This is a genomic window from Novosphingobium umbonatum (genome assembly GCF_004005905.1).
Lineage (GTDB): Bacteria > Pseudomonadota > Alphaproteobacteria > Sphingomonadales > Sphingomonadaceae > Novosphingobium > Novosphingobium umbonatum.
Genome location: NZ_SACO01000003.1, coordinates 179,679 through 203,692 on the forward strand (window position 1 = coordinate 179,679; position 24,014 = coordinate 203,692).

A 24,014-nucleotide genomic window follows, 5' to 3' on the forward strand; every position below is an offset into this window, starting at 1 on the left:
GGCGGGATGCCGGGCCGGAGTAGCTATGACAGCTTCACCGTCAAATGTGACGGGCGACAGGCAATCGACCGAAAACGCCGAAATACGCTGGATGCGCCAAACAATCCCTCTATTAAATCGAACCTATGACTTCCCGCGTTTCAAGCGGCCCAATTTGAGGTTTTCAAGCGCCTTTGCGCGGCCCTCTGGCGTGCGCGGCCCCGTCGATGCGCCGCCGTGGAATTTGCACCTGCCGTTCGCCCCCAGCGTCGTCATGCCGCAGGGTTTGCCGTTCTTCTTGATCGCACCACAGGCGAGGCCGCGAAGGTATTGGGGGAAGCTCGGCACATACCTGCCCGCCGCTTGTGCCTCATTGGCACGCGCAGCCCAATTGCGGAAAAGCACGCGCCTGTCATCGTCGGACAGTCGGGCGGCCCGTTCCTCCATTTCGCGCTGCCGGGCAAAGATCGCGGAAAACATCGCCAGCGCCGCCGAAACCTCTTTGTAGTGCCTGCCCATTATGACCCTGCCCTTCTCGCGCGCGTGGAACTGTGCGGCAACTCAACATGCATATTGCGTGCCTTCGTGCCGATATTCTGAGAGGTTCCGCAACGCTTGCCGATCACGCGCCCGCCCGCTTCCAGCCGCTCAAGGCCGAATTGTGACGCAGCCTCCGGGCTTGCGCCTTTCAGGACATAGGCAAGCGCTGCGTCCAGATTGACGGCGTAGAGGTCGGGATTGCCTGCCTCCAGCCCCAACCGCCCGCCAATCGGTTTGCTGTGGATCACGCGCGCCCGGTAAGGCTGCCCGGTGATCCGACGAAGCCAGCCCCGTTGCAGCGCCGTAACAACGGGCACCAAATCGGAAGGCACATGGGCGAGCAAGTGACAGTGCCCGCCTTTGTCATGCCCGTCGCCGGGGGCGTTTTCATGCGTCCAGAGCCATGCCGTGCCGCTGCCATGCCGGGCCAGCGCCTTTTTAAGCAGATCGGTAAAACGATAGGTCGCCTTCGCCATGCCCGCCAAGGGCACGCCAGCCGCCTGCCAGTGAATCGAGATCATACGGGTAAAGGGCAGCCCTATTTTATCGGCATGGTGCTCAGCGGCCTTGAGATTGCCAATTTGAGCGGCTGTCAGGGCATGGCTCTCCCGGTCGGCACGATTACGCGCGCCGCCTCTGCCAGTGCCACCAGCGGAAAGGGCTGCCACACCAGAGGTAAGGTAATTAATAGCAAGCGCCGTGCCAGTTTCTGAAACCAGAGGCTTTACGGCCTTTTGGGGCTGGCGCTGGGCAATTGAAACTCCACCGAAACCGCAATCCCGGTGGAGTTTCAAAGGGCCCCCTTGCGCTTGTGCGCGCGATGACTTGGGCATGGCGGCAGAGATCACGGGGCAACCCAGACAATAGCCAGCTTGCCTGTGCTATTCGGCCTGCGCTGCCCGCTGTCACGGATAAGCCCCTTGCGCTTCAATTCGCTGGTGCGAGGCTGGATTGACCAGCGGTCCATATTGAGCCGTGCCGCCAATTCATCGGCGGTAAGGCCATGCTCGCCAGCATCGCGGATTGCACCCTCTGCCATGCGCTGGAGCCTCCCCAACTTTGGGGAAAGGGAATTAGCAGCGGCAACCGAGGTTTCCACGTTCCGGTGCCCCGGTGCATCAGGATAGGTGCTCATGCCGCGCCTCCCTCTGTCATGGGCGGCAAGCCCGCGCGGTCCAGCAACTTGGCCAGCCAATCGGCCTGCGCTTCGCTCATGGGCGTGCAATCGACGGCAAGCTGGCCAAGGAATTGCCCGGCCTTGCGGCTCAGCCGGTGGTTGCCGTTAAGCAGGGCAAGCGCCGCTGCCCGGTGATCGGGAAAGGGGCTGTCATTCATGGCAGCCCTCCCCAAAGCAGTGCCGCGCCATATCCCGCGCCATCCAAGGCGACAGGCAGAAACGGGCCGCAAGCATTTGCGCCCGCCAGTCCGATGCGGTAGATGGGGAATGCGACCAGCCGAGAAAAAGCAGATCGCGCGAGACGCCGGGGGACAACCCGGCGTTTTGCATTTGTGCTGCCATCGCTCATACTCCCGCTTGATAGGTCGGGAGGCTGGCCAGATAGGCTTCAAGGTCGGCAAACGAGATTAGCGTGCGCCGCCCGGCCTTGCGAGCCTTGAGATCGCCGCGCTTCAATGCCTCATAGATCGAGGTGCGCGACATGCCCGAGAACTGCACGGCTTCGGGCAGGGTGCCGTATGCTTTTTTCATGGGTGTTATCCCTGTGTTACCGCCCGCGCTAAGTGCGGACGCACAGGGATTTAGGCTTGTCCGATTGGCCGCTTACCGAAGTGCCTAAAATTCAAGTTTCGCCGGAATCCTGAGACTCCGATAGTTCGCGCTCGAAACGGCGATAGGCCTGCCAGAGATTATCCACCACTGATTCTGGTAAGCCGAATCGCTCGGCAATCTCTGCAATGATCCGCCTTCTCGTTCCCCTTGGCGGTCTCGTCATGATGCGGGTGATGCGTGGCGGCGGATCGGGATTGTCCGGTGTTTCGTTCAGTGCGTGAAGTTCGGTTTCAATATCGGCGCGGTGCGTCTCGCCTTCGTCGTCGTCATACCACTGCAGACGTTGGCTCACCGGAACGCGCTGTGCGGCATCCCATAGGGATTGAATGTCGCTTTCCGTCCTGAAAAACCTAACCTTCTCTGCTTCAAACGCATTCGCCACGGCATCGCGCCAAGCGACTTCACATGCTTGGCCGACTTTTAGAACGTCATCAAAGCGCCACTTGCGAGGGCGACCAGCGCCACGGCGAGCGCCGCCGTGGTGCGTCATTCCTGCCCCCGTAGGCTTTCCAGATAGGCGTCAACCTCTGCCCGCCTTGCCGCTGGTAGTCGGTCATACTGCGCCTTGAATTGCTCAGCCCATGCGCGCTGTGCGAAGCCTTCCCGCATGTATTCAGCAATGCTCAGCGCGTCCGCACGGCTGGCGCACCAGTGACGGCGTTCCTCATGCCCGATGCGCCGCCCAACGGCATACCATCGGGTGCGATGGCGCACATTGACGAAATGCCGCTCGCTTTCGACCGTAACAATCCAGCGATCCTTCAGCGCGAAGGGCAGGACTGCCGCGCTTTCGTCGCTCATGCCGCCGCCCCCCGGATGGGAGAAACCTTCGCACCAGCCGCGCCGTTGTTGGCGCAATAGGTTGCCCAATCGGCCATGAGCCGCCGCCGCTTGTCGAATAGATCGCCGCGCCGGTAAGCCGCTTCAGATTTGTTGCCGATCACATGGGCCAGCGCCATTTCGCAAACCTCAAGAGCATAGCCGGTGCATTCGGCTGCCCAATCGCGGAAGCCTGAGCGGAAGCCGTGAACGGTGCATTCCACCATCATGCGGCGAAGCAACATTGACATAGCCATGGTGGACAGCTTGTCAGCCTTGTCGGCTGGAAACAGGTTGGCTTTGCCTAAAGGCTTCATGGCCTCCAGAATTTCGACCGCGCGCGACGACAGCGGTATGCGATGCTCCTTGCCCGCCTTCATGCGGGAGGCTGGCACTGTCCAGATTGCCCTGTCCAAATCGACTTCGGCCCAAGTTGCCCCCAGCACTTCGCTGGTGCGCGTGGCCGTGAGAATGACAAACTCCAGCGCCAGCGCAGCCGTTGCGTTGCGTTCGCGCAGTTTCGCCATGAATGCCGGAATTGCCTCATAGGGCATGGCCTTGTGGTGGCCGCGCGTGAGCCGGGAACGCGGCGGCAGGATTTGCGCGATATGCCCGCGCCAGCGTGCCGGGTTTTCTCCGTCACGGTATCCCCGCGCCTTGGCGGCATCCAGCACGGTTTCAATCCTGCCCCGGATGCGGCTGGCGGTTTCGGGCTTGTCCTGCCAGATCGGCTCAAGGATTTTCAGCACATGCGCCGTGCCAATGTCGGCAACCGGCAATTCGCCCATGACGGGATAGACGTAGCTGGCCAGCGTATTGCGCCATTGCTGCCGGTGCTTGTCATTACGCCAGCTTGCCTCATTCGCGCCGATATAAGCCTCTGCCACGGCCTTGAATGTCATTCTGGCTATCGCTGCCGCCTGAGCCGCTGCAAGTGCCTCTGTGGCTGCCTGCTGGCGTTCCTCCAGAGGATCAATCCCCGCCTTCACCTTGAGCCTCAGGGCATCGCGCGCCGTCCGGGCGTCGGCAAGAGAAATGCCGCCCGGTCCAGCCGCGCCCAAGCCAACATCGCGCGACTTGCCCTTCAGCATGAAGCGATAGACCCATGACCGTGCGCCGGTTTCCTTCACCAGCAAATGCAGCCCGCCCCCGTCTGCATGGCGTCCCGGTTTCGCGTTCTTGACCGCCAAGGGCGTTAGGGCGTTGCTGAGCTTGCGGGGCATGGCTGGCTTCTCCGTTCCCAAATCCGTTCCCCGATAATACGCCGGTTTTATGGGAACGCAACCGGATAGAACGGGACAGGAACGGAGCTTGATTGGCCAGATAATCGCCTATTTTCCGCGCCTAATTTAATGATGGCGGATGCATCTGGACGCTAGTTTCGGGGACACCCTGTCCGCCATTCATCATAAAATCAGCGCCTTAATCAAAGCTTTTGATGCCAAACCTATGGCATCAACGCGCCCAAGCCCGCCCGTCTTTATGCATTCCTAATGCTCCGCCCCCGCTTTCCCCATGGCTGTTTTATGCCTGTCCGGCGCAAAGGCTAAAGGTAATTCGGAGTATTCTGGCCATGACACCTTCCCCCCATGGGCCCGCATCGGGCCACAAGACTTCTGCTCTGGGCGCGCTGACACTGGGCGCGATCGGGGTGGTTTATGGCGATATTGGCACCAGCCCGCTTTATGCCTTTCGTGAGGCTTTGGCCCAATCGGCGGGCGGCGGCATTGATGGTGCCGAGATTTTGGGCGTGCTTTCGCTGGCGCTTTGGGCGCTGATTGTGGTGGTCAGCCTCAAATATGTGCTGTTTCTCAGCCGGATGGACAATAATGGCGAAGGCGGCGTGCTCTCGCTGATGGCGCTGGCGCAAAGGGCGACCAAGGGGCGCTGGGCGATTGTCACCTTGCTGGGCGCGACCGGTGCGGCGTTGTTTTATGGCGATGCGATCATCACCCCTGCCCTGTCGGTACTCTCGGCGGTGGAGGGGTTGAAAACCATCCCCGGTATGGAGACGATGCAGGAACCGACCATTCTGGGCCTGACCATGGGCATTCTGATCGGTCTGTTCGCCATCCAGTCGCGCGGGACGGCCAGTGTGGCGGTGTTGTTCGGGCCGGTTTGCGCGCTTTGGTTTGCGGTGTTGGCGGGTTTGGGTGTCATGCATATCATCGCCACACCGGCGGTGCTGGCCGCTATCAATCCCTATCACGCGGTCAGCTTTATGATGGGCCATGGCGTCACGGGCCTTTTCGTGCTGGGCGCGGTGTTCCTGACCGTGACGGGTGCCGAGGCCTTGATCGCCGATATGGGCCATTTCGGCCGCCAGCCTATTCAACTGGGCTGGGTGGCATTGGTTTGGCCCGCCTTGACCCTCAACTATCTGGGCCAAGGCGCGCTGGCGCTGCAAGCCTTGGCCAAGGCGCAGGCTGCGGGGCATGTGCTGGATAATGCCGACTGGTTCTTTCTGATGGCGCCCGACAGTCTGCGCGCCGTACTGGTGTTGTTGGCCACTTTGGCCACGATTATCGCCAGTCAGGCGGTTATCACCGGCGCTTTCTCGCTCACCCATCAGGCGATTGCCCTGGGCCTGCTACCCCGCATGACCATCCGCCAGACCTCGGCGGAACAGATGGGGCAGATCTATATGCCCGGCGTCAACTGGTTGCTGTTGCTGGGGGTGACCGTGCTGGTGTTTGCCTTTCGCTCCAGCTCGGCCATGGCGGCGGCCTATGGCATTGCGGTGACCGGCACGATGGTGGTCACCACCTGTCTGGCCTTTATCATCGCGTGGAAATTCTGGCATTGGGAGCCGGTTTGGACGGCCTTGCTGATCGCGCCCTTCCTTGCGCTGGACGTGTTTTTCTTTGGCGCCAATATCCTGCGCGTGGCTGAAGGTGGATGGGTGCCCTTGCTGGTCGCTGGCATGGTCGGACTGGTGATTGTGACTTGGTTGATGGGCCGTCGCGCTGTCTTGGCCCGCACCAGCCAATTGGGCATCAACATCGATGACATGGCCAATTCGCTGACCATCCGCATGCCGGTGGTGATTGACGGCACGGCGGTGTTCCTGACGCAGGATCTGGACATTGTGCCCTCGGCCCTGCTGCATAACCTCAAGCATAACAAGGCGCTGCATAGCTGCAACATCCTGCTGAAGGTCGAGGTACAAAGCACGCCATGGGTGGCCGAAGAGGACCGCTTGCAGGTCACGCCGCTCAATGACCATTTCTGCAAGGCTCGCCTCTGCTATGGTTACATGGACAAGGTGGACGTGCCCAGCGATCTGGCGCGGCGCGAAGGGCTGCTGGCAAGACCGGGGGGCACCTCCTTCTTTGTGGGGCGCAGCGCGATCCGCTTTGCCGCCCGCCCCACCCTGCCGCGCTGGATGACGCTGCTTTACACTTTCCTGCATCGCAATGCCGCCGATCCCACCGCCTATTTCAACATTCCGCCCAATCGCGTGGTGGAACTGGGCACGCAGATCGAGCTATAGTCATGGCCATGCGATCCACCCCCGCAGCTTATCTGCAAGCCCTGCTGGCCGTGGCGGCGGTGGCCTTTATCACCAGCGCATGGTTGCCATGGTTGGGGATTGCTTCGGCGGCGCTGCTGTTCCTGCTGCCGGTGCTGATGGCATCGGCGCGGGGCGGATTGGGGCCGGGGCTGGTGGCGGCGCTGGGCGGGGCGGCGGCCTATAATTTCTTTCTGCTGGAGCCGCGTTTTACCTTCCGCGTGCATCACTGGCACAATTTCGTATCGGTGCTGGTGCTGGTGGCGGTGGCTTTGGTCACCAGCAGGCTGGCCATGCAACTGCGCCTGCGTGAGGCAGAGGCTCTGGAACGGGCGCGGGCCAGTGACGAGATGGCGGCTTTGTCCAACCTGTTGGCCAGCGCCGCGCCAGAAGAGGCCATGGCGCAGGGCCTGGCCTTTTTGGGGCAACGCTATGGCGACATGCGCCTTTGTGATGAAAACATGATGGCTCAAGGGGATGCAGCCTTTTCCTCGCTTGATTTGTCCGCTGCGGCTTGGGCGCTGCATAATGGCGATGGAACCGGCCATGGCACAGAAGTCATGGCGGCGGCGGAATGGAGTTTTCTCCCCCTCTTGCCCAAGGATCGGCGGGGGGAGGCTGTCGTGGCGCTGGGCCGCCCTGCGGATGGTTGTGTGCGTTCGGCGGGGGAACTGGCCCATTTGCGCAACCTCTGCCTGTTGCTGGGGCAAAGCCATGACCGCGCGCAATGGGACAGCGAGCGCCGCGAACGGGAGGTGCTGCTTGAAACGGACCGTTTGCGCCGGACCTTCCTTGCCTCGTTGGCGCATGATTTGCGCACGCCGCTCACCGTGCTGACCGGCAGACTGGAACTGCTGGCCGCGCAACATGGCGAGGCGCAGGAGCCTCTTGCCGCCGCCCGCCAATTGCAGCGCATGATGCAGGACCTGCTGGGCGCAGCGCGGATCGATGCGGGGGCGTTGAAGCCCGCCAAGGACAGTCTCGATCTGGTGGATGTGGCTGATGCTGCCTGCGCGGGGCTGATCGTGCCAGAGGGTTTGGTGCTGGAACGCGCCATCGCGCCGGATCTGCCCTTTGTGCGTGGAGATGCCTTGCTGTTGCACCATGTGCTGGCCAATTTGCTGGACAACGGGTTGCGTCATGCCCGCAAGCACGTGAGGCTGAGCGCTGTGGCACAAGGCGAAAAACTGGTTCTATGCGTCGAGGATGACGGCCAAGGCATTCCAGAAGATCAGCGCGAAGCCGTGTTCGAACGTTTCCACCGCCTGTCCGGCCGCGATGATGCGCAAGGCAGCGGTCTGGGTCTGGCGATTGTCAAAGGCTTTGCCGATGCAATGGAGGCGGGCATCACGCTCGATATGTCTCCCTTGGGTGGCGCAAGCTTTACCTTGGCGCTGCCCATCGCTACGCCCTTGACCGCATGAGCCAGATCCTTTGCATCGATGATGAAGCCGCTATTCTGCGCCTGCTGGGCGTGGTGCTGGCGCGCGATGGGCACAAGATGCTGCCCGCTGCCAATGCGCGAGAGGCGCTGGCTTTAATCAAGGCGGGCGGCGTGGACGCGGTGCTGCTCGATCTGGGCCTGCCTGATCGGGATGGGCTGGAACTGATCGGTCCGTTACGCGACCATGCGCCGGTGCTGGTGGTTTCCGCGCGCAGCGATGTGCAGGAAAAGGTGGCGGCGCTGGATCTGGGCGCGGTGGATTATCTGACCAAGCCCTTTGATGGCGACGAAATGTTGGCCCGCCTGCGTGTGGCGCTGCGCGCTTCGGCCAAGGCTACGCCTACGCCGGATGTGCTGGAATATGGCCCGCTGCGCATGGACCTAGCCCGCCATGAATTGCAACGCGACGGGCAATTGGTGGGTTTGACGCCCAAGGAATTTGCCCTGTTGCAGGCGCTGATGCAGGCCGCTGGCCGGATACAGACCCATGCCGCCCTGCTGGAACAGGTTTGGGGCAAGGCGCATCGCGATGATGTGGACTATCTGCGCGTAGCCATCCGCGCGCTCAGGCTGAAGCTGGAGGCTGATCCCGCCCAGCCCAGCCTGATCCGCAACGAGCCGGGCATTGGCTATCGGCTGGGTTGAACCATGGTGAGGCAATCGAGGCTGAAAGTGTTCTTCGATGGCGGGTGCCAGCCCAACCCCGGCGCGATGGAAGTGGCGGTAGTGGTCAGAGGGCAGAGCTATTTCTTCGACGATCTGGGCCATGGCACGCATAATGACGCCGAATGGCTGGCCCTGATCAAAGCCTTGGAAGTGGCGCAGGGCTTGGGCACCGAGGCGTTTGACCTGATCGGCGACGCCGCCATGGTGATTGCGCAGGCCAATGGCACAGGCTCCTGCCCTGCTGCCCTATGCCACCATCGTGAGCAATTTCTGGCCCTAACCGCCAGCAACGCCCCCACCCGCATCCGTTGGATTGGGCGGGCGCAAAATCTGGCGGGCATCGCGCTGGAAAAACGCCGCGCAGGCCGGCGTCAATCGTCCAGCGCGCTATAACGGAAGTTGCGGAAACGCGCCTCACCCTGCCCTGCGGCGTAAAGGCCCGGCTTCAACGCCAGAAAGCCGCCCCGGACATTATGGTGATAGCCCGAAACCTCCATCCCACGGTCAAAGCGTTTCCATGTCTGCCCGCCATCGCCGCTGATATGGATGGCCACAATATGGCGGCGGTTGGTGATACGCAGGCTTAGCCGCTGGCCATAGGCATGGGCGGGCCGTCCGCGTTCGATACCATATTGGTGGGTGACAATACGCTCTGCGTCAAAGCCCAGCCCTGCATAGAGCTTGTCATCATAGAACAGCACCAGACCGGCGGTGGCGCCTGCGTCAATCTCTATGTCACATTGGAATTGGTAGGACGTGTCCCCTGCCGTCAACAGCAAGGGCGAACCGGAAGAAGGCGCGGCGCCCTTGGCCGTCAGATGCAAAGTGCCTGCCTCCACACGGACACGCTGCTCTTCGTCAGGCGCGGGGCGGAAGAAGGTCCATTTGCTGCCCAAGGCCAAAGGGGAGGCAAAATCATCCGACAAGGCCATACCATGCGGCAGCGCCATACCCCCGCGCGGCTTGGGCAAGGGGCGCGAAAGATCGCCGCCGATCATGCGCGGCCAGCCATCCTTGCCCCAAACCACCCTGTCGAGCAGACATTGCCGCCCCAAAGTCCAGAAATGGGCGCGATAGCCATGGTAAAGCGCCCACCATGACCCATCCGGCCCGTCGATAATCGTGGCATGGCCACGGCACCACCAAGCCTCGCTATCGCTGGTGGTGCGTACCAGCGGATTATCGGGGTGGTGTTGCCACGGCCCGTGGATCGAGCGTGAACGCGCCGCGATCACCATATGGCCGGTGGGCGGGCCTGCCGTGCCGCCCACGGCGGTGAACATATGGAACCAGCCATCATGGAACAGGATCTTGGGCCCTTCGGGGCTGAAACCCTCCACATCCCATGTGTCGGGATAGCGCCATGGATCGTAAACATGCTCTACCGCGCCCACGACCGACAGGCCATCATCGGCAAGGCGCACGCGATCCCCGCCCGACAGGAACAGCCAGCGCGAACCATCCTCGCCCACGGCGTGGCAGGGGTCGATATGGGCATGCAGGCCCAACGAAACCGGCTCGCTCCATGGCCCGTCGATGTGGTCGGCGTGGATGACGAAAATGTCGTTCTGCGCGGCTTTCACCGGAATATAGAGGAAATAGCGATGGCCATGTTTGGCAAGGCTGACCGCCCAGACCGAGCCGATATTCTTGAACAAAGCCGGTTTACGCGGTTGCCAGTTCACCAGATCGCGCGAATGCCAGATCGTCAGGCCCGGATAGGCATCGAAGCTGGAAAAGGTCATGTAATAATCCGCGCCATCTTTCAGCACGGCAGGATCGGGCCGGTCGCCGGACAGCACGGGGTTGAGGAAAGTGCCATTGCCCAGATCGGGTACCGCTTGCCGGTCAAAACCGCGCGGGGCGGATGCCGCTTGGGCGGTTTTGGGCGCCAAGGCCGCCAGAGCGGCCGCCTTCAGGGCCGAACGCCGGTCGATCGTCATGCAAACAACCCTTTGTCCCGCGCCCAGCCCAGCCAGAGTTGCGGCCAGATTTCGGCAGGCAGCCCTTTTGCATTGCGCAGGCCAAAGCCGTGCCCCCCACGCTCGAACAGATGGGTTTCCACCTTGATCCCCCTGCCCTTCAAAGCGTCGCGCAGAGCCAGAGAGTTGCCCACCGGCACGGCCGGATCATCCTCGGCATGGACGATGAAATGGGGCGGCGCATCGGCAGGGATCTGGCGGTGTGGGCTGTGCAGCGCCTCCATCTCCGGCGTGGGCGCATCGCCTAGCAATTGTGTACGCGAACCGGCATGGGCCAAAGGCGGGGTCATGGAGACAACTGGATAGATCGGCGCGGCGCAATAGGGACGTGTGTCCTGCGCGTCTGCCTCGTCGATCGGCATATAGGCCTTGGTGGCAAAGCGTGCGGCCAGATCGGCGCAGAGATGCCCGCCAGCGGAGAAGCCGATGGTGCCGACCTTGGCCGGATCAAAGCCATAGGTCGCGGCGCGATGGCGGATCAGGCGGATCGCGCGTTGCGCGTCGATCAACGCGGTTTCCGGCCCGCTGGCCCAGCCCTCACCGGGCAGGCGATAGAACAGCACAAAACAGGTGAAGCCGCGCTGCGCCAGAAATTGCGCCAGTTCATAGCCTTCGCGGTCAATCACCACCCGCACATAGCCCCCGCCCGGCGTGATCAACACGGCGGCGCCATTGGGTTTCTGCGGGCGGAACACCGCCATGCGCGGCGTGGAAATGCCATGCAGGGCGCGGTCATGGATGGTGGCGGGCTCGCGCGAACGCTCGGTCACCACCTCGGGAAAGTCGCGCAGGCGGCCAGCGCCCACGCCTTGTGGCCAGAGGTTGATCACCTCCGCCGCATCGGGAAGGGCCCTGCCCTGCCCCAAGGGGGTGGCGGGCGAAGGGGCCATCATCCCTTGCGCCCGCCATGGCATCAGACCGGCCAGCAAACCGGCCCCCAGCCCTGCTTTGACAATGTGTCGGCGTGGAATATCCACCTTTTCTGTCTCCCGTCACCCCAGCCAAAGCAAAGCTGTTTTTGGTCCGATGTTTAGACTTAATACTTCCAGCGCGCGCCGAACTGAATCACGCGGCCGAAATGGTTGTTTTCATAGTTACGCTGCGCCGTGATGTCGGTGTAGCGATAACGATAGGTGTCGAGCAGATTGTTGCCATCCACCGACAGTTCGATGTTCGGGCGGATTTTGTAACGCAGCGATGCGTCAAAGCTGGTGTAGCTGCTGTAACCTTCGAACACGTTGCCCGTGGCGCTGATGCCATCGCGGAAGGGACCGCGATAGGACAGCGAGCCGCGCACCGAGAACTTGCCATCGTCGTAATAAAGCGTGGCGTTCCACGCCAGCTTCGACACGTTGAGCAAGGAGCTGCCATAGGTCCGCGAAACCGCACCGCCCAAGGCGCAAGCCGAGGTGGCCGTCGCGCGCACGCAGGCATTGGTGGCCGCACCGGTGATCGTGTAATCGGCATGGGAGTCAACATAGGTGATGTTGCCCTGATAACCGATGTTCTTCAGCACGCCCGGCAGGAACTTGAAGGGCATTTGCAACGCCACTTCGACGCCCTTCAGGCTGGCGCCCTTGCCGTTCACGTTGGAGGAAACCAGATAAAGCTGGTTCGGATCATAGTTCAGATAGGCAGGCGAAGATGTGGGCAGCACATCCTTGCCCAGACCCAACTGGCCCAAAGTGGCCTGGAACGTGCCCGCCACGGGGAAGCTGGAAATATCCTTCTTGAACACCGCCACCGAGAAGACCGACTGGGGCGCGAAATAATATTCCACGGCCAGATCGTAATTGTCGGCACGGAACGGGTCAAGGAAGGGATTGCCATTGGTGACACGGAAGTTAAAGCCGTCCACCGAACCACCCGGCGTCAGGTTGCCCAGGGTCGGGCGGGTCACCACCTTGGCATAGGCGGCGCGGATGATCCACTTCTTGCTGGGGAAGAAGGCCAGATTGGCCGAGGGCAGCCAGTCATTATAGCTGCGCTCCACCGTGGTCATCACGCCAGACAGGATGCCGTTCGACTTCTGCGCGGTATGGGCATAACGCACACCCATATTGCCCGCCGTTTCAAGGCCGAAGATGTCGCGCTTAAAGTCAAATTGCAGGTAGCCGCCCGAGGTGGTTTCGCTCACCCCACGCACGTCACCGGCCACCGCATTGGCCGCGCGGCTATAGAGCTTGGTATAGGCCGTGGTCGCCGCCAGATTGGGCACGATATAGGTGCTGGTCGTGCCCGAGGGCTGGCCAGCGTTGCCCAGATTGACCGTATCCACCATCGCTGCGGTGACCGGCAAACCATAGGTCGTGGCCGAGCAAGTCACCGCGCCCAGCACCAGATCAGCGCCGCTGCTGCCGCAAACGGCGGTATCGCGCTGATAGCTGGCGGTATCAAAGGTGAAGCGGCGCCACACGCCACCGGTCTTGACGGTAAAGCCTTCGGTCACATCCCAGCTCAGGCTGCCCGAAATGGTCTTGAAACGGTTGGTGACGAAAGAGGGGCGGTCGCGGATTTCGGCCAGCTGGAATTTGGACGCATCGGTGACGCTGTCGCCAAAACGGATGACCGGATTGGACATATTAGTGTAATCGTAGAAAAAGCCATTGGCGTTGCGATTGTCCATGATCATCGTCGTTTCCAACGGGATCTGGGCATCGGACTTGGACGTCCCCGCCAGCACCTTCAGCTTCAGCTTGTCGGTGATGTCCTGCTCCAGCGTGGCGCCTACCTGATAGAAGGTGGTTTTCGACTGGCGCAGGTAATGTTCGGAACGCACCCATGCATTGTTGATCGTGGCCGAAATCATGTTGTTGTTGCTGTCATAGACAGGGTTCACAACGTCAAAGCGGCGCTCGTTGGTGCGGGCCAGCACTTCGATCCACTTTTCCTCACGGTCGGCGCGGAACTGCGAGAACAGGCCATCGATTGACAGCTTGGTGTGGTCGGTCGGCTTCCACTGAATCGAGCCAGTCAGGCCCAGACGTTCGCGGCGGTGCTCGATCACGCCATAGCGGGGAATGCGGGGGTGGAACGAAAGCGCGGCCTGATCGCAGGCGCTGCTGGGGCGATAGGAACCGCCGGTGCTGACCGGCGAGCCACCGGTGGCGGCGGCAACGCTGTAATAGCAATTGGTGCCATTGACCGAGTTGAACGCGGCCTGCGCCCAGCGCACGGTATTGTTGCCGCTTTCCACCGTGTTCAGCTTGGAATAGGCGGCCGAGACATTGACGCCGAAGGTCCCCTCGTCATTGCGCCAGCTGAGCAGGCCAGCCAGACGCGGACCAAGGTTCTTCGACAGGTCGTTATAGCTTCCCTGCACGTTGGCAACAGCGGTCAGGCCTGCCTTGCCGCCCAGCGGGTTGCCTGTGTTCAGATCCACCACCGCGCCCAGCGAGCCTTCGTCGAGCGAGGGTTCAGCGGTCTTGTGCACCACAAGGCTGGTGAACAGTTCGGAGGCGAAAACGTTGAAGTCAAACGCGCGGTCGCGGTTGGCGCTGGCGCCATCCTGAGAGGTGGCGACGGTTTCCATGCCATTGACGCGCACGCGGGTGAACTGGGCCGACAGGCCGCGCACGGTGATCGAGCGGCCTTCGCCGCCGTCACGCTGGATCGAGATACCGGGGATGCGCTGCAAGGATTCGGCCAGATTCTGGTCGGGGAACTTGGCGATATCCTCGGCCACAATCGCGTCGACGGCCGCCACGGAATTCTTTTTCAGGTTGAGCGCGGCTTCCAGCGAGCGGCGATAACCGGTGACGACGATGGCATCCTGCGCCGGAGCCTCGGCCACGGGGGCAGCGGTTTGCGCATGAAGCGCGGGCGCGGTCAAAGCGGTGCAAAGCACCAAGCCAACGCGCATGGCGGTCATTTTCGAAACATTACGAGGCATATGCACTCCCCCTGAGGACTCCCTGCGGCTGCGAGGCCGACATCAACGCATGTGACCCGAGCTTTGATACCGGTGTCAGAAGGTGGGAAATACAAAGGGGGCGAATCGCTCTGCCCCATGCCTTTCCATCCTGTCCCGACGCCAGATCTGGCTCGTTCTTTTCCCAAAGCCCAGATTTATTGCTCTTTTTGACAAGAGCCCAACCCGATGCTTGTCCGATTTGGTAACCGGTGTCATACCTTTGGCATGACCGGCCAACCTCTGTCAAGAACCGCTGACGGGCATTATTACCCTGCCGTGATCAACTCCCCGGTTGAACATAGGGCGCCATGGCCCACATGTGCCGCTCCCAACCACGCGGATCCTGCTCTACGCGGGGCTTTTCCCCCACCATCAGGGTGGCGCGCTCGGGCAAGCGATAGGGCTCCCACCCCGCCTGCCCCGTTTTGGCCAGTTTGACAAAGGCGCCTTGCAACAGGGCGGATGTCGCCCTTGCCCCTTGATCTACACCGGAATAGCTACCCTTGGCATCCAGAGTGCCGAAAACATAGGGTATGTCGTCAGTATGCGCCGCGCCGCGCAAGGGATCGACCGGCGAAGGCCGCTCCAGACAATAGACCCAAGTGCCTTTCGCCTGCGCCGCCGCTCTTGCATCCGCCTCGATCACTTGGCCGGGCCAACTGCGCCCTGCGGTGGTGGCCGCGTAAAACACCTGTTCCGGCGTCCACTCAGGGTGATGCTGGCGATATTGGGCCAGAACGTAGTTCGGCTCCAGATCGACCTTCACCTCGGCCATAATCCTGTCGGCCAGATTATCCCAGTCCAGCCCGCGCAATTTGGGCCCGCGCGGGTCGATGAAGGCGCGGGTTTCCTGCATCACATTGCCAAGGATCATCGGGATGCCCGTCGACTGTGGCGCAGCGTCCGGCCAAAAAGGGTGGCGCGGCAGGTTGGTGTGATCCAGCACCGGCCCGAAATAGGCTACCCCGCCCATGATTGGATCTGTTGCCGACAGGCCCTCCACCAAACGTTCCGCCGGCATGGTCAGCAAAGAGTCTATATCCTGCTCGCCAAGCTTCAGCGCCGCCAGGAAGGCACGGGTGCGGGCCTTGGCATGGGCGGGGCCGCTGGCCACCACTTGCTGCCCGCTCATCGTCGCTGCGGCATGGAACAGGCCTTGCGCCTTCGGCATGGCCATCAGCGTGGCTATTTTCGCGCCGCCGCCCGATTGGCCAAACACCATCACGTGCGATGGATCACCACCAAATTTTTCAATATGATCCCTCACCCATGTCAGAGCGCAGATGAGGTCCAATTGCCCCAGATTGCCGCTATCGGCAAAGCGCGGGCCAAAGGGTTGCAGCCAGAGATAGCCCAAGGCATTGAGCCGGTGGTTGACGGTTACCACCACCACATCGCCACTGGCAGCCAGATGTTGGCCATGGGTCAAAGGATCGGTGACGCTGCCGGTGGTATAGGCGCCGCCGTGGAAATAAACCATCACTGCCCGGCGGGCTTTAGGATTGGCCTCTGGCGTCCAAATATTGAGGCGCAGGCAATCCTCCGATTGCGCTTCCTCGCTCATTCCGCGTTGCGGGCAAATCGGGCCGAATTCAACACAGCGAACAGACTTTGCGGGCCAAGCCTCCTGCACTGGCGGGGCAAAACGCGCGGCCGTGGCATAGCACAACCCTTTGAAGGACAGAACACCAGCTTCCCGCGTCCCTTCATAAGGGCCAACGCGGTTGGATACCCCCCTTGATGCCAAGGCGGGCGCGGCCATCACAGCCGCAGCCCCGCCTAGCATCTGGCGGCGGTTGGCCTTAACGGCGGACATCACCGCCAACGCCGGTAAAGGCCTCGATCTCGGCGCGAGGCAGGCGCAGCCAGTCGCCATGCTGCGAATGTTTCAGCGCATTCATGGCCAGCCCCAGCTCCGCCATCTTGCGCGCGTCGCCGCCTTCCAGCCAACCGGTCAATACGCCAGCGGCAAAAGCATCGCCGCTGCCCACTCGGTCGATAATATCGGTGATCTCCACTTCCAGCGTCTGGAAACGGTCATCACGCGTATCGGCACGGGCGGCCAGACGGTGGTGGGTCTGGGTCAAAGGATGGCGGGCGGTGGAGGCCATCACCTGCAGCTTGGGGAATGTGGCAAAGGCCGCTTCCACCGCTTCACGGCGACGCTCTGCACCATCGCCGGAGAATGGCTTGTCCAGCAGCAGCGTCATATCGCGGTGGTTGCCGAAAAGGATCGTCGCCTCGCTGATGAGTTCCGTCAGGATTTCACGCGGATTGCTGTCCCAAGCGTACCACAGGCGTTCGCGGAAATTGCAATCGAACGAAACCGGCACACCAGCATCACGCGCGGCGCGAATGCCAGCGCGGGCCAGTTCCACGCCCTGCGGTCCCAAAGCGGCGGTGATACCCGACACATGGAACAGAGACGCACCTTCCAGCGCGGCGGCAAAGTCGAACTGGTCGGGCGTGGCGGTGGCAAAGGCCGAACCCGCGCGGTCATAGGTGATGGAGGAAGGGCGCAGCGAACCGCCCACTTCAAGGAAGTAGAGGCCCATACGCCCCGCGCCCTGACGGAAATGGCGCACGTCCACCCCCGCTCCGGCCAGCGCAGCCTTGGCCTTGGCGCCCAAAGGATTATCGGGCACCAGACCAACAAAGCGCGTTTCATGGCCCATGGCGTTGATCGCCACGGCCACATTGGCCTCTGCGCCGCCGATCACCAGATCCATGCTCTGCGCATCGGCAATCATCCGCCCGGCGGGGGTGGCAAAACGCAAAAGAACCTCGCCAAAGCAGACGACCGGACCAACCATCACACTATCTCCCAAAATTTCCGGCTGTTTAACGAGCCAGCCACCCGCCGTCGACTGCCAAAATCTGCCCCTGCACATAGTCGGCAGCACCGCTGGCAAGGAAGACGGCAGCACCGCCGATGTCTTCGGGCGCGCCCCAGCGACCTTCGGGGATGCGTTCAAGGATCTGGCGGTTGCGGGTCTCGTCCGCCTGCAGGGCCGCCGTATTGTTGGTGGCAATATAGCCCGGCGCAATCGCGTTCACATTCACCAGCTTGCTGGCCCATTCGCAGGCCAGCAGCTTGGTCAGGCCCGCCACGCCCGATTTGGACGCGGTATAGCTGGGCACGCGGATGCCGCCCTGGAACGAGAGCATCGAGGCAATGTTGATGATCTTGCCCCGCTCACCGGTCTTTTCGGCATGGGCAATCATGTGGCGGCCAGCGGCTTGGGCAAGGAAGAACACCACCTTGAGATTGGTGTCCACCACGGCATCCCAGTCTTCCTCGGTAAACTCCACCGCATCGGCGCGGCGGATGATACCGGCATTATTGACCAGAATATGCAGGCCGCCCAGCTCGTTTACCACCTGATCCACCACGCCCTCAACCGGCGCGGTGGAGGAGAGGTCTGCCTTTACCAACAGGCATTTGCGGCCAAGAGCTTTGACCTTTTCACAAGTTTCTTCCGCAGGCGTGCGGCCAACAGCGGCAATATCTGCCCCCGCCGCCGCCAGCGCCAGCGCAATGCCCTGACCAATGCCCGTGTTCGCGCCGGTAACGACCGCAACGCGGCCGGTAAGGTCGAAAATGCTCATCGCAATACCTCTCCCCTTAGCCGGTCGCTTAGGCGGTCAGTTCGCGCAAGTAAGCGGCGATCGCCTCGTCCTTGCAGTTGGGGTAGAAATATTCGGCGAACTTTTCGCCGGCAATCGTGGCCTTCAACAGGTCCTGATCCACCGTCTTGAGCACGGTCAGCATGTCGCGGCACGAGGCCGACTTCAGGCTGTTGAGGATGCCGCGGTTGGTCTTCATGATCGCGGCGCGCTCCTTGGGATAGCCAAGGCCGCGTTCACCGGTGAACAGCTTGGTGTAAACATCCTGCAGGTTCAGTTCGGCAGCCCAGCCAAAGCCCTTGGAATAGGGCATGGAAATGGCATTGCCATCATTGATCTGACCAAACAGGAAAGCGTCGGTCGGATCGATGATCAGGCCGCAGAGCACGCCGGGCATGGCATTGGCAGCCAGCATCGACCCCATGCCGGTGCCGCAACCGGTGACCACAAAGTCAGCCGCGCCCGAGTTCAGCAGGATACCGGCCAGCAGACCGTTCATCACATAGGTGAGCGAGGCCTTATCCTCGGGCGTGTACATGCCATAATGATGCACCTGATGGCCCAGAGGTTCGACCACGGTGGTCAGCGATTCGTGAACAATGCTGCTCTTCGCGGCCTGGCTGTTTTCGATAATCAGTGCGATTTTCATGGGAGTTCCTCTCAAATTCCGGCACGTTGTTTCACTATGTGCGCGAATGGTCAATCGCCATTGCGCATTTTGGCCACTTGGTAACCGGTGTCATGATGCGGGGCAAGATGTTTGTCGTGCATAATTCCACATGACCGATCAGGAAGCGGCCGGAGCGGTCGAGGCGCGGATCACGAATTCGGAACGGAAAAACGCGGTCTGCTCGGCAGCCTGATCGGGTCGGATCAATTTATGCGCCGCTGCCTTGGCCATCGCCCGAATCGGCCAGCGGACCGTGGTAAGCGGCGGCCAGATATGCGCGGCAATCGGCGTATCGTCGAAGCCGACAATTGACAGGTCCTGCGGGACATCAATCCCCATTTCCCGTGCCACATGCAGCGCGCCCGCCGCCATTTCATCATTGGCCACAAAGATCGCCGTTGGGCGTGGTTCGGCCCGCAGCAGGGCTTGCGCCGCCTGATAGCCCGATTCGAAGGTGTAATTGCCGCGCGCGAACCCCGCTTCGGGAAGGTCCAACCCCGCCGCCGTCAAAGCCTCGCGCAGACCTTGCTCGCGTTCATAGGCCGAACGGAAACCGGCAGGGCCCGCCAGATGGGCAATCCGTTGATGGCCCAAACCGATCAGATAGGTCACCGCGTCACGCACCGCCTCGCGGTCGTTGGATTCCACCAGATGCGCTTCGTCATCCAGCCTGGCCGAACCCATGCGCACGTAATGGCAACCCAGTTCCTTGCACAGGCAAGCGAAATCCTCGTTTTCCGAAACGGGGGGCAGGACATAGACGCCATAGAGGCGCTGCTGCTCAATAAAATGGCGAATATCAGATAGAAGGCGCGGGCTCTTGCGATCAACTGGCCGCACCACCAGCGCAAATTCGGTACCCTTCATCGCATCCAGCATGCCCTCCTGCACGGAAAGCACCGTCTGCGCATTGGGGTTATCATGGATCAGGCCAATCAGGAAATTGCGGCGCAGCGCCAAGGCTCGGGCCTGCGGATTGGGCACATAGCCCAGTTCGGCAATCACGGCCTCGACCTTTTCACGCGTGGCTGTGTTGAGCAAAGGCGAATTGTTGATCACCCGACTGACCGTCTTTTTCGACACGCCTGCGATGCGGGCGACGTCGTTGATGGTCGGCTTGGGCTCTTTGACTGCCATGATAACGATCCGCTCCTGCACGCTGCTCTATTTTCCCGCCTTGCCTTTGTGCGCGCTTCGTTGCAAGGATGGCACGCGTTGACACCGGTTACCATGCGAGAGCTATCACGCAGAACGGTCCAACGGAAAGCACAAATAGATGCGCAATGGCGCAAAAGGGAAGAGCAATGGCCGATCAACCCGCCCTCATCCGCGTTCACCCCGATGATTCGGTGGCCGTAGCGCTGCGCCCCATTCAGGCGGGCGAGGCGCTGGAGCTGGATGGCCAGACCGTGTCCGCGCTGGACGATATTGCACAGGGGCACAAGTTGGCGCTGCGTGATCATGCGGCGGGCGATGTGGTTCGCAAATATGGCCAGTCGATCGGTAAGGCGCATGCTGCCATCGCGCGTGGCGCGCATGTTCACACCCACAATCTGTCCACCGCGCTGGCTGGCGAGCTGACCTATGCCGCAGGCACCGCGCATGACGGGCAGGCCAAGCCCGCCGTTGAAGCCACATGGCACGGCTACCTTCGCGAGGATGGACGCGCCGCCACCCGCAACGAGATCTGGATCCTGCCCACAGTGGGCTGCGTAGGCCTGACGGCAGAGCAAGTGGCGCGCGAGGCCCAATTGCGCCATGCTGATCTGATCGCTGCGGGCAGGATTGATGGCATCCACGCCTTTTCCCACCCGCATGGCTGTTCGCAATTGGGCGACGATCTGGCCGGAACGCGCAGCGTGCTGGCGGGGCTAGCCGCCAATCCCAATGCTGCGGGGGTGTTGATCCTTGGGCTGGGCTGCGAATCCAACCAGATCGCCGAATTAATGGCCCTGCTGCCGGAAGCGGCGCGTAGCAAGTTGCGCTCGCTAAGCTCCCAGAGAGCAGGCGACGAATTGGCCGAAGCGGGTGCCTTGATCGACGCCATGGTACAGGAAGCGGCCAAGGCCGAACGGCAGCCCCTGCCCCTCTCCGCGCTGGTGGTGGGTCTGAAATGCGGCGGTTCGGACGGATTTTCGGGCCTGACTGCCAATCCTTTGCTGGGCCGTTTCAGCGAGACTTTGGCCAATGCCGGCGGCACGCCGGTCTTAACCGAGATCCCCGAAATCTTCGGCGCAGAGCAGGCCTTGCTCGACCGCGCCAAATCGCAGGAAATCTTCGCCGCCGCTGCCGATCTGGTCAATGGGTTCAAGCGCTATTACCTCGACCAAGGCCTGCCCGTCTCGGAAAACCCCTCGCCCGGCAATCTGGCCGGTGGCATCACCACGCTGGAGGAGAAATCTCTGGGTGCGGTGCAAAAGGCGGGCCATGCGGCTTTGTCGGCTGTGATTGGCTATGGGCAGCAGACGCCTCTGGGAGGTCTGTCCCTGCTGGAAGCGCCCGGCAATGATGCCATTTCCTCCACCGCTCTGGCGGCGGCGGGTGCGACCATGGTACTGTTTACCACCGGACGCGGAACACCTTTGGGCTTTCCTGTGCCCACGGTGAAGGTGGCCTCCAACCATGCCTTGGCCAAGGCCAAGCCGCATTGGATCGATTTTGACGCCGCCATCGCATTGGATGAAGGGCAGGACGTGGCCGACAAGGCTTTCCTGAACCGCCTGATCGCCATTGCCAGCGGAGAACGCACCGCCGCCGAGAAATCCGGCCAGCGTGCGATTGCCATTTGGCGGCGCGGCGTAACGCTGTAAGAGCGCCAAAATGTAAACCATTATCATTTACCGTTGACACCGGTTTCCAATACAAGTTTTAACATGATCAGATGTGGGGTAAGGATGACGACTGAAACCAACACCGCCCAGATTGCCGCCGCTTTTGTCGCCGCAAGGCGCGCTGGCTCGGGTCTGGCCACCTATCCGAGCGAAAAGCCCAGCACGCTGGCCGAGGCCTATACTATTCAGGATGCGGCCATCGCGCTGGATGGTCGCCCCGTGGTGGGCTGGAAAGTGGGCCGCATCAATGCCCCGCTCGACACGGAACTGGGCGCCAACCGCCTCGCGGGACCTATCTTCGCTGACACCGTGTTCAGCGCCGAAGGCAATACGCCCGAACTGCCCGTCTTTGCCGATGGCTTTATCGCGGGCGAAGCGGAAATGATGCTGCATGTAGCGGAAGGTTTTGCGGGCCCCATTCCCACCAATGACAATGAAACCAAGGCCATCCTTGATGAAGTTCGCCTTGGCATTGAAGTGGCCAGCTCCCCCTATCCCGGCATCAATGCCGATGGCCCTTGTGTGACCGCGTCCGATTTCGGCAATAATGCAGGGCTGGTGCTTGGCCCCGTGCTGGCGGATTGGCAGGCGCTGGACCTCTGCGCCATCGTGGTCACCACCGAAATCGACGGCGTCGTGGTCGGCGAAGCCACCGCGGCCACCATGCTCGATGGCCCCTATGGCGCGGTGCGCTTCCTGCTGGCCAATCTGGTCGCGCGTGGCATAGATGTGTCGCAGGGCTTCTGGGTGTCCACCGGCGCGATCACCGGCGTGCATCAGGCGCTGGTGGGGCAGAAGGTGACCGCAAGTTTCGGGCAGCATGGCAGTCTGTCCTGCATTTTGACCGCCGCTGGCCCGAAACAGGCCTGAAACGCCCCAAGCGCCCCAGACAAGAGCGGCGCAAGTATGGAGAGTGAAGGATGACCGGCGAAACGCAAGGTTTGAACCCCAAGGCGGGTCGGCAGCGCTGGGTGGTTTGCGGGCTTTTGTTCGCTGCAACCGCCGTCAATTACATCGACCGTCAGATGATCGGCGTGTTGAAGCCCACGTTGAAGGCCGAAATGGGCTGGCACGAGAGCGACTTTGCCACCATCGTCTTCTGGTTTCAGGTCGCCTATGCCTTGGGCTATTTCGGCTTTGGGCGCGTGGTGGACGTGCTGGGCGCAAGGCTGGGCTATGCGGTGGCGATTGTGGTTTGGACCATCGGCCATATGGCGCATGGTTTTGCCAGCGGCGTTTCCAGCTTTGCCGCCGCCCGCTTTGGACTTGGCGTGGGCGAGGCGGGCAATTTCCCCGCCGGTATCCGCGCTGTGGCCGACTGGTTCCCGCAAAAAGAACGCGCCTATGCGATTGGCTTGTTCAACGCGGGCGCCAATGTGGGGGCGATTATCACCCCGCTGCTGGTGCCTGCGCTGGTGCTATGGTTTGGCTGGCGCGCGGCTTTCTTCATCACCGGCGTGTTTGGCCTGACGTGGCTGGCGGCTTGGTGGGCGATCTATCGCCACCCATCGCAACAGCCCAAGCTGACCGAGGGCGAACGCGCATGGATTTCGCAGGACGCGCAGGACACGGTGGAAAAGATCGGTTGGGGCAAGCTGATCGCCCGCCGCGAGACCTGGGCCTATGCCCTCGGCAAGTTCCTGATCGATCCCGTCTGGTGGTTCTTCCTGTTCTGGCTGCCGGGCTATCTGTTCGACCGTTATCACCTTGACCTCAAGAGCTTTGGCCTGCCGCTTGCCGCCATCTACATCCTGTCGGATCTGGGCAGCATTGCCGGTGGCTGGATGTCCTCCGCCATGATGCGGCGCGGCTATTCGGTGAATGTGGCGCGCAAGGTGACCATGTTGCTCTGCGCCCTGCTGGTGCTGCCGATCTTTGTGGCGCAAGATATTGATAGTGTTTGGGGCGCGGTGCTGATCATCGGTCTGGCAACGGCTGCGCATCAGGCTTTCTCGGCCAATCTCTACACTCTGCCGTCCGACCTGTTCCCCCGCGCCGCCGTGGGCAGCGTAGTGGGCATCGGCGGCACGGTGGGCGCGCTGGGCGGCATGGGTATGGCTTTGTTCACCGGCTATATTCTGGACAAAACCGGCAATAATTATCAGGTGCTCTTCGCGCTCTGCGCCAGCGCCTATTTGCTGGCTCTGGCCTGCGTTCATCTGCTCAGCCCGCGTCTGGCACCCGCTGCGGTAGACTGAAGGCATCTTTGATCCTTGCGGGGACCGGTAGGGCTGCCTATGCCT

General features: G+C 61.8%; 23 protein-coding genes. 7 read left to right on the plus strand and 16 right to left on the minus strand.

The features are described 5' to 3' along the window. Positions 1-123 precede the first annotated feature (123 nt). From EOE18_RS18675 to EOE18_RS05370, 8 genes are all read right to left on the minus strand, one after another. Positions 124-498: an HGGxSTG domain-containing protein gene (locus tag EOE18_RS18675; RefSeq protein WP_220445971.1), complete on the minus strand. Its 375-nt coding sequence runs from the start codon at positions 496-498 to the stop codon at positions 124-126. Beyond that, the gene (locus EOE18_RS05340; RefSeq protein ID WP_127706981.1) at positions 498-1,313 is read right to left on the minus strand and encodes a hypothetical protein; all 816 of its coding nucleotides are present in this window, start codon (positions 1,311-1,313) and stop codon (positions 498-500) included. The genes EOE18_RS18675 and EOE18_RS05340 overlap by 1 nt, the downstream gene beginning before the upstream one ends. A 50-nt stretch (positions 1,314-1,363) precedes the next feature. Further along, a complete protein-coding gene (locus EOE18_RS05345) occupies positions 1,364-1,558 on the minus strand; it encodes a hypothetical protein (protein WP_246027272.1) in 195 nt (64 codons plus the stop codon). A 92-nt stretch (positions 1,559-1,650) separates the two neighbouring features. Next, positions 1,651-1,854, minus strand: coding sequence for a hypothetical protein (locus tag EOE18_RS05350; protein ID WP_127706985.1), 204 nt, complete (start codon positions 1,852-1,854; stop codon positions 1,651-1,653). A gap of 187 nt (positions 1,855-2,041) precedes the next feature. Continuing rightward, positions 2,042-2,227: a helix-turn-helix domain-containing protein gene (locus tag EOE18_RS05355; RefSeq protein ID WP_127706987.1), complete on the minus strand. Its 186-nt coding sequence runs from the start codon at positions 2,225-2,227 to the stop codon at positions 2,042-2,044. A 91-nt stretch (positions 2,228-2,318) separates the two neighbouring features. Then, the gene (locus EOE18_RS05360) at positions 2,319-2,798 is read right to left on the minus strand and encodes a hypothetical protein (RefSeq protein ID WP_127706989.1); all 480 of its coding nucleotides are present in this window, start codon (positions 2,796-2,798) and stop codon (positions 2,319-2,321) included. Next, entirely contained in the window at positions 2,795-3,109 is a 315-nt protein-coding gene (locus EOE18_RS05365; protein ID WP_127706991.1) for a hypothetical protein, read from the minus strand. Before EOE18_RS05365 ends, EOE18_RS05360 begins: the two co-directional genes overlap by 4 nt. Beyond that, the gene (locus EOE18_RS05370; RefSeq protein WP_127706993.1) at positions 3,106-4,350 is read right to left on the minus strand and encodes a tyrosine-type recombinase/integrase; all 1,245 of its coding nucleotides are present in this window, start codon (positions 4,348-4,350) and stop codon (positions 3,106-3,108) included. The genes EOE18_RS05365 and EOE18_RS05370 overlap by 4 nt, the downstream gene beginning before the upstream one ends. A gap of 350 nt (positions 4,351-4,700) precedes the next feature. Between EOE18_RS05370 and EOE18_RS05375 the strand changes: the two genes are divergently transcribed. The 4 genes from EOE18_RS05375 to EOE18_RS05390 are packed head-to-tail and all read left to right on the plus strand — an operon-like array spanning position 4,701 to position 9,141. Continuing rightward, entirely contained in the window at positions 4,701-6,620 is a 1,920-nt protein-coding gene (locus EOE18_RS05375) for a potassium transporter Kup (RefSeq protein ID WP_127706995.1), read from the plus strand. Positions 6,621-6,628: 8 nt separating this feature from the next. Beyond that, positions 6,629-8,062, plus strand: a complete 1,434-nt coding sequence (locus tag EOE18_RS05380) for a DUF4118 domain-containing protein (RefSeq protein ID WP_127706997.1) — start codon at positions 6,629-6,631, stop codon at positions 8,060-8,062. After that, positions 8,059-8,727, plus strand: coding sequence for a response regulator transcription factor (locus EOE18_RS05385; RefSeq protein WP_127706999.1), 669 nt, complete (start codon positions 8,059-8,061; stop codon positions 8,725-8,727). Before EOE18_RS05380 ends, EOE18_RS05385 begins: the two co-directional genes overlap by 4 nt. A 3-nt stretch (positions 8,728-8,730) precedes the next feature. Beyond that, positions 8,731-9,141: a ribonuclease HI gene (locus tag EOE18_RS05390; protein WP_127707001.1), complete on the plus strand. Its 411-nt coding sequence runs from the start codon at positions 8,731-8,733 to the stop codon at positions 9,139-9,141. Here the strand turns inward: EOE18_RS05390 and EOE18_RS05395 are convergent. From EOE18_RS05395 to EOE18_RS05430, 8 genes are all read right to left on the minus strand, one after another. Next, positions 9,120-10,691, minus strand: a complete 1,572-nt coding sequence (locus EOE18_RS05395) for a family 43 glycosylhydrolase (RefSeq protein WP_127707003.1) — start codon at positions 10,689-10,691, stop codon at positions 9,120-9,122. The two genes, EOE18_RS05390 and EOE18_RS05395, sit on opposite strands and share 22 nt — an antisense overlap. After that, entirely contained in the window at positions 10,688-11,707 is a 1,020-nt protein-coding gene (locus EOE18_RS05400) for an alpha/beta hydrolase (RefSeq protein WP_246027273.1), read from the minus strand. The genes EOE18_RS05395 and EOE18_RS05400 overlap by 4 nt, the downstream gene beginning before the upstream one ends. Positions 11,708-11,766: 59 nt before the next feature. Continuing rightward, complete coding sequence (locus EOE18_RS05405; RefSeq protein ID WP_127707005.1) at positions 11,767-14,622, minus strand: TonB-dependent receptor; 2,856 nt, start codon at positions 14,620-14,622, stop codon at positions 11,767-11,769. Positions 14,623-14,923: 301 nt separating this feature from the next. Then, positions 14,924-16,459, minus strand: coding sequence for a carboxylesterase/lipase family protein (locus tag EOE18_RS05410; RefSeq protein WP_127707007.1), 1,536 nt, complete (start codon positions 16,457-16,459; stop codon positions 14,924-14,926). Then, positions 16,446-17,456 carry a sugar kinase gene (locus EOE18_RS05415; protein ID WP_127707009.1) on the minus strand — a complete coding sequence of 337 codons (1,011 nt, stop codon included), beginning with the start codon at positions 17,454-17,456 and terminating at the stop codon, positions 16,446-16,448. The genes EOE18_RS05410 and EOE18_RS05415 overlap by 14 nt, the downstream gene beginning before the upstream one ends. Before the next feature lie 28 nt (positions 17,457-17,484). Then, complete coding sequence (gene kduD, locus EOE18_RS05420; protein WP_127707011.1) at positions 17,485-18,252, minus strand: 2-dehydro-3-deoxy-D-gluconate 5-dehydrogenase KduD; 768 nt, start codon at positions 18,250-18,252, stop codon at positions 17,485-17,487. Positions 18,253-18,280: 28 nt separating this feature from the next. Continuing rightward, positions 18,281-18,919, minus strand: coding sequence for an RpiB/LacA/LacB family sugar-phosphate isomerase (locus tag EOE18_RS05425; protein ID WP_127707013.1), 639 nt, complete (start codon positions 18,917-18,919; stop codon positions 18,281-18,283). A gap of 138 nt (positions 18,920-19,057) precedes the next feature. Further along, positions 19,058-20,077, minus strand: a complete 1,020-nt coding sequence (locus EOE18_RS05430) for a LacI family DNA-binding transcriptional regulator (protein WP_127707015.1) — start codon at positions 20,075-20,077, stop codon at positions 19,058-19,060. Between the two features lie 167 nt (positions 20,078-20,244). On the opposite strand from EOE18_RS05430, the gene EOE18_RS05435 reads away from it, so the two are divergent. The 3 genes from EOE18_RS05435 to EOE18_RS05445 all read left to right on the plus strand — a co-directional run bounded on the left by EOE18_RS05435 (position 20,245) and on the right by EOE18_RS05445 (position 23,969). Beyond that, the gene (locus tag EOE18_RS05435) at positions 20,245-21,750 is read left to right on the plus strand and encodes a UxaA family hydrolase (RefSeq protein WP_220445972.1); all 1,506 of its coding nucleotides are present in this window, start codon (positions 20,245-20,247) and stop codon (positions 21,748-21,750) included. A gap of 84 nt (positions 21,751-21,834) precedes the next feature. Then, complete coding sequence (locus EOE18_RS05440; protein WP_127707019.1) at positions 21,835-22,641, plus strand: 2-keto-4-pentenoate hydratase; 807 nt, start codon at positions 21,835-21,837, stop codon at positions 22,639-22,641. A 50-nt stretch (positions 22,642-22,691) separates the two neighbouring features. After that, entirely contained in the window at positions 22,692-23,969 is a 1,278-nt protein-coding gene (locus EOE18_RS05445) for an MFS transporter (protein WP_127707021.1), read from the plus strand. Positions 23,970-24,014: the final 45 nt, after the last annotated feature.

Coding starts and splice junctions, on each gene's coding strand:
- EOE18_RS18675 (WP_220445971.1), bottom strand. CDS start 498: ATGGGCAGGCACTACAAAGAGGTTTCGGCGGCGCTGGCGATGTTTTCC.
- EOE18_RS05345 (WP_246027272.1), bottom strand. CDS start 1,558: ATGGCAGAGGGTGCAATCCGCGATGCTGGCGAGCATGGCCTTACCGCC.
- EOE18_RS05350 (WP_127706985.1), bottom strand. CDS start 1,854: ATGAATGACAGCCCCTTTCCCGATCACCGGGCAGCGGCGCTTGCCCTG.
- EOE18_RS05355 (WP_127706987.1), bottom strand. CDS start 2,227: ATGAAAAAAGCATACGGCACCCTGCCCGAAGCCGTGCAGTTCTCGGGC.
- EOE18_RS05360 (WP_127706989.1), bottom strand. CDS start 2,798: ATGACGCACCACGGCGGCGCTCGCCGTGGCGCTGGTCGCCCTCGCAAG.
- EOE18_RS05365 (WP_127706991.1), bottom strand. CDS start 3,109: ATGAGCGACGAAAGCGCGGCAGTCCTGCCCTTCGCGCTGAAGGATCGC.
- EOE18_RS05370 (WP_127706993.1), bottom strand. CDS start 4,350: ATGCCCCGCAAGCTCAGCAACGCCCTAACGCCCTTGGCGGTCAAGAAC.
- EOE18_RS05375 (WP_127706995.1), top strand. CDS start 4,701: ATGACACCTTCCCCCCATGGGCCCGCATCGGGCCACAAGACTTCTGCT.
- EOE18_RS05380 (WP_127706997.1), top strand. CDS start 6,629: ATGCGATCCACCCCCGCAGCTTATCTGCAAGCCCTGCTGGCCGTGGCG.
- EOE18_RS05385 (WP_127706999.1), top strand. CDS start 8,059: ATGAGCCAGATCCTTTGCATCGATGATGAAGCCGCTATTCTGCGCCTG.
- EOE18_RS05390 (WP_127707001.1), top strand. CDS start 8,731: ATGGTGAGGCAATCGAGGCTGAAAGTGTTCTTCGATGGCGGGTGCCAG.
- EOE18_RS05395 (WP_127707003.1), bottom strand. CDS start 10,691: ATGACGATCGACCGGCGTTCGGCCCTGAAGGCGGCCGCTCTGGCGGCC.
- EOE18_RS05405 (WP_127707005.1), bottom strand. CDS start 14,622: ATGCCTCGTAATGTTTCGAAAATGACCGCCATGCGCGTTGGCTTGGTG.
- EOE18_RS05410 (WP_127707007.1), bottom strand. CDS start 16,459: ATGTCCGCCGTTAAGGCCAACCGCCGCCAGATGCTAGGCGGGGCTGCG.
- EOE18_RS05415 (WP_127707009.1), bottom strand. CDS start 17,456: ATGGTTGGTCCGGTCGTCTGCTTTGGCGAGGTTCTTTTGCGTTTTGCC.
- kduD (WP_127707011.1), bottom strand. CDS start 18,252: ATGAGCATTTTCGACCTTACCGGCCGCGTTGCGGTCGTTACCGGCGCG.
- EOE18_RS05425 (WP_127707013.1), bottom strand. CDS start 18,919: ATGAAAATCGCACTGATTATCGAAAACAGCCAGGCCGCGAAGAGCAGC.
- EOE18_RS05430 (WP_127707015.1), bottom strand. CDS start 20,077: ATGGCAGTCAAAGAGCCCAAGCCGACCATCAACGACGTCGCCCGCATC.
- EOE18_RS05435 (WP_220445972.1), top strand. CDS start 20,245: ATGGCCGATCAACCCGCCCTCATCCGCGTTCACCCCGATGATTCGGTG.
- EOE18_RS05440 (WP_127707019.1), top strand. CDS start 21,835: ATGACGACTGAAACCAACACCGCCCAGATTGCCGCCGCTTTTGTCGCC.
- EOE18_RS05445 (WP_127707021.1), top strand. CDS start 22,692: ATGACCGGCGAAACGCAAGGTTTGAACCCCAAGGCGGGTCGGCAGCGC.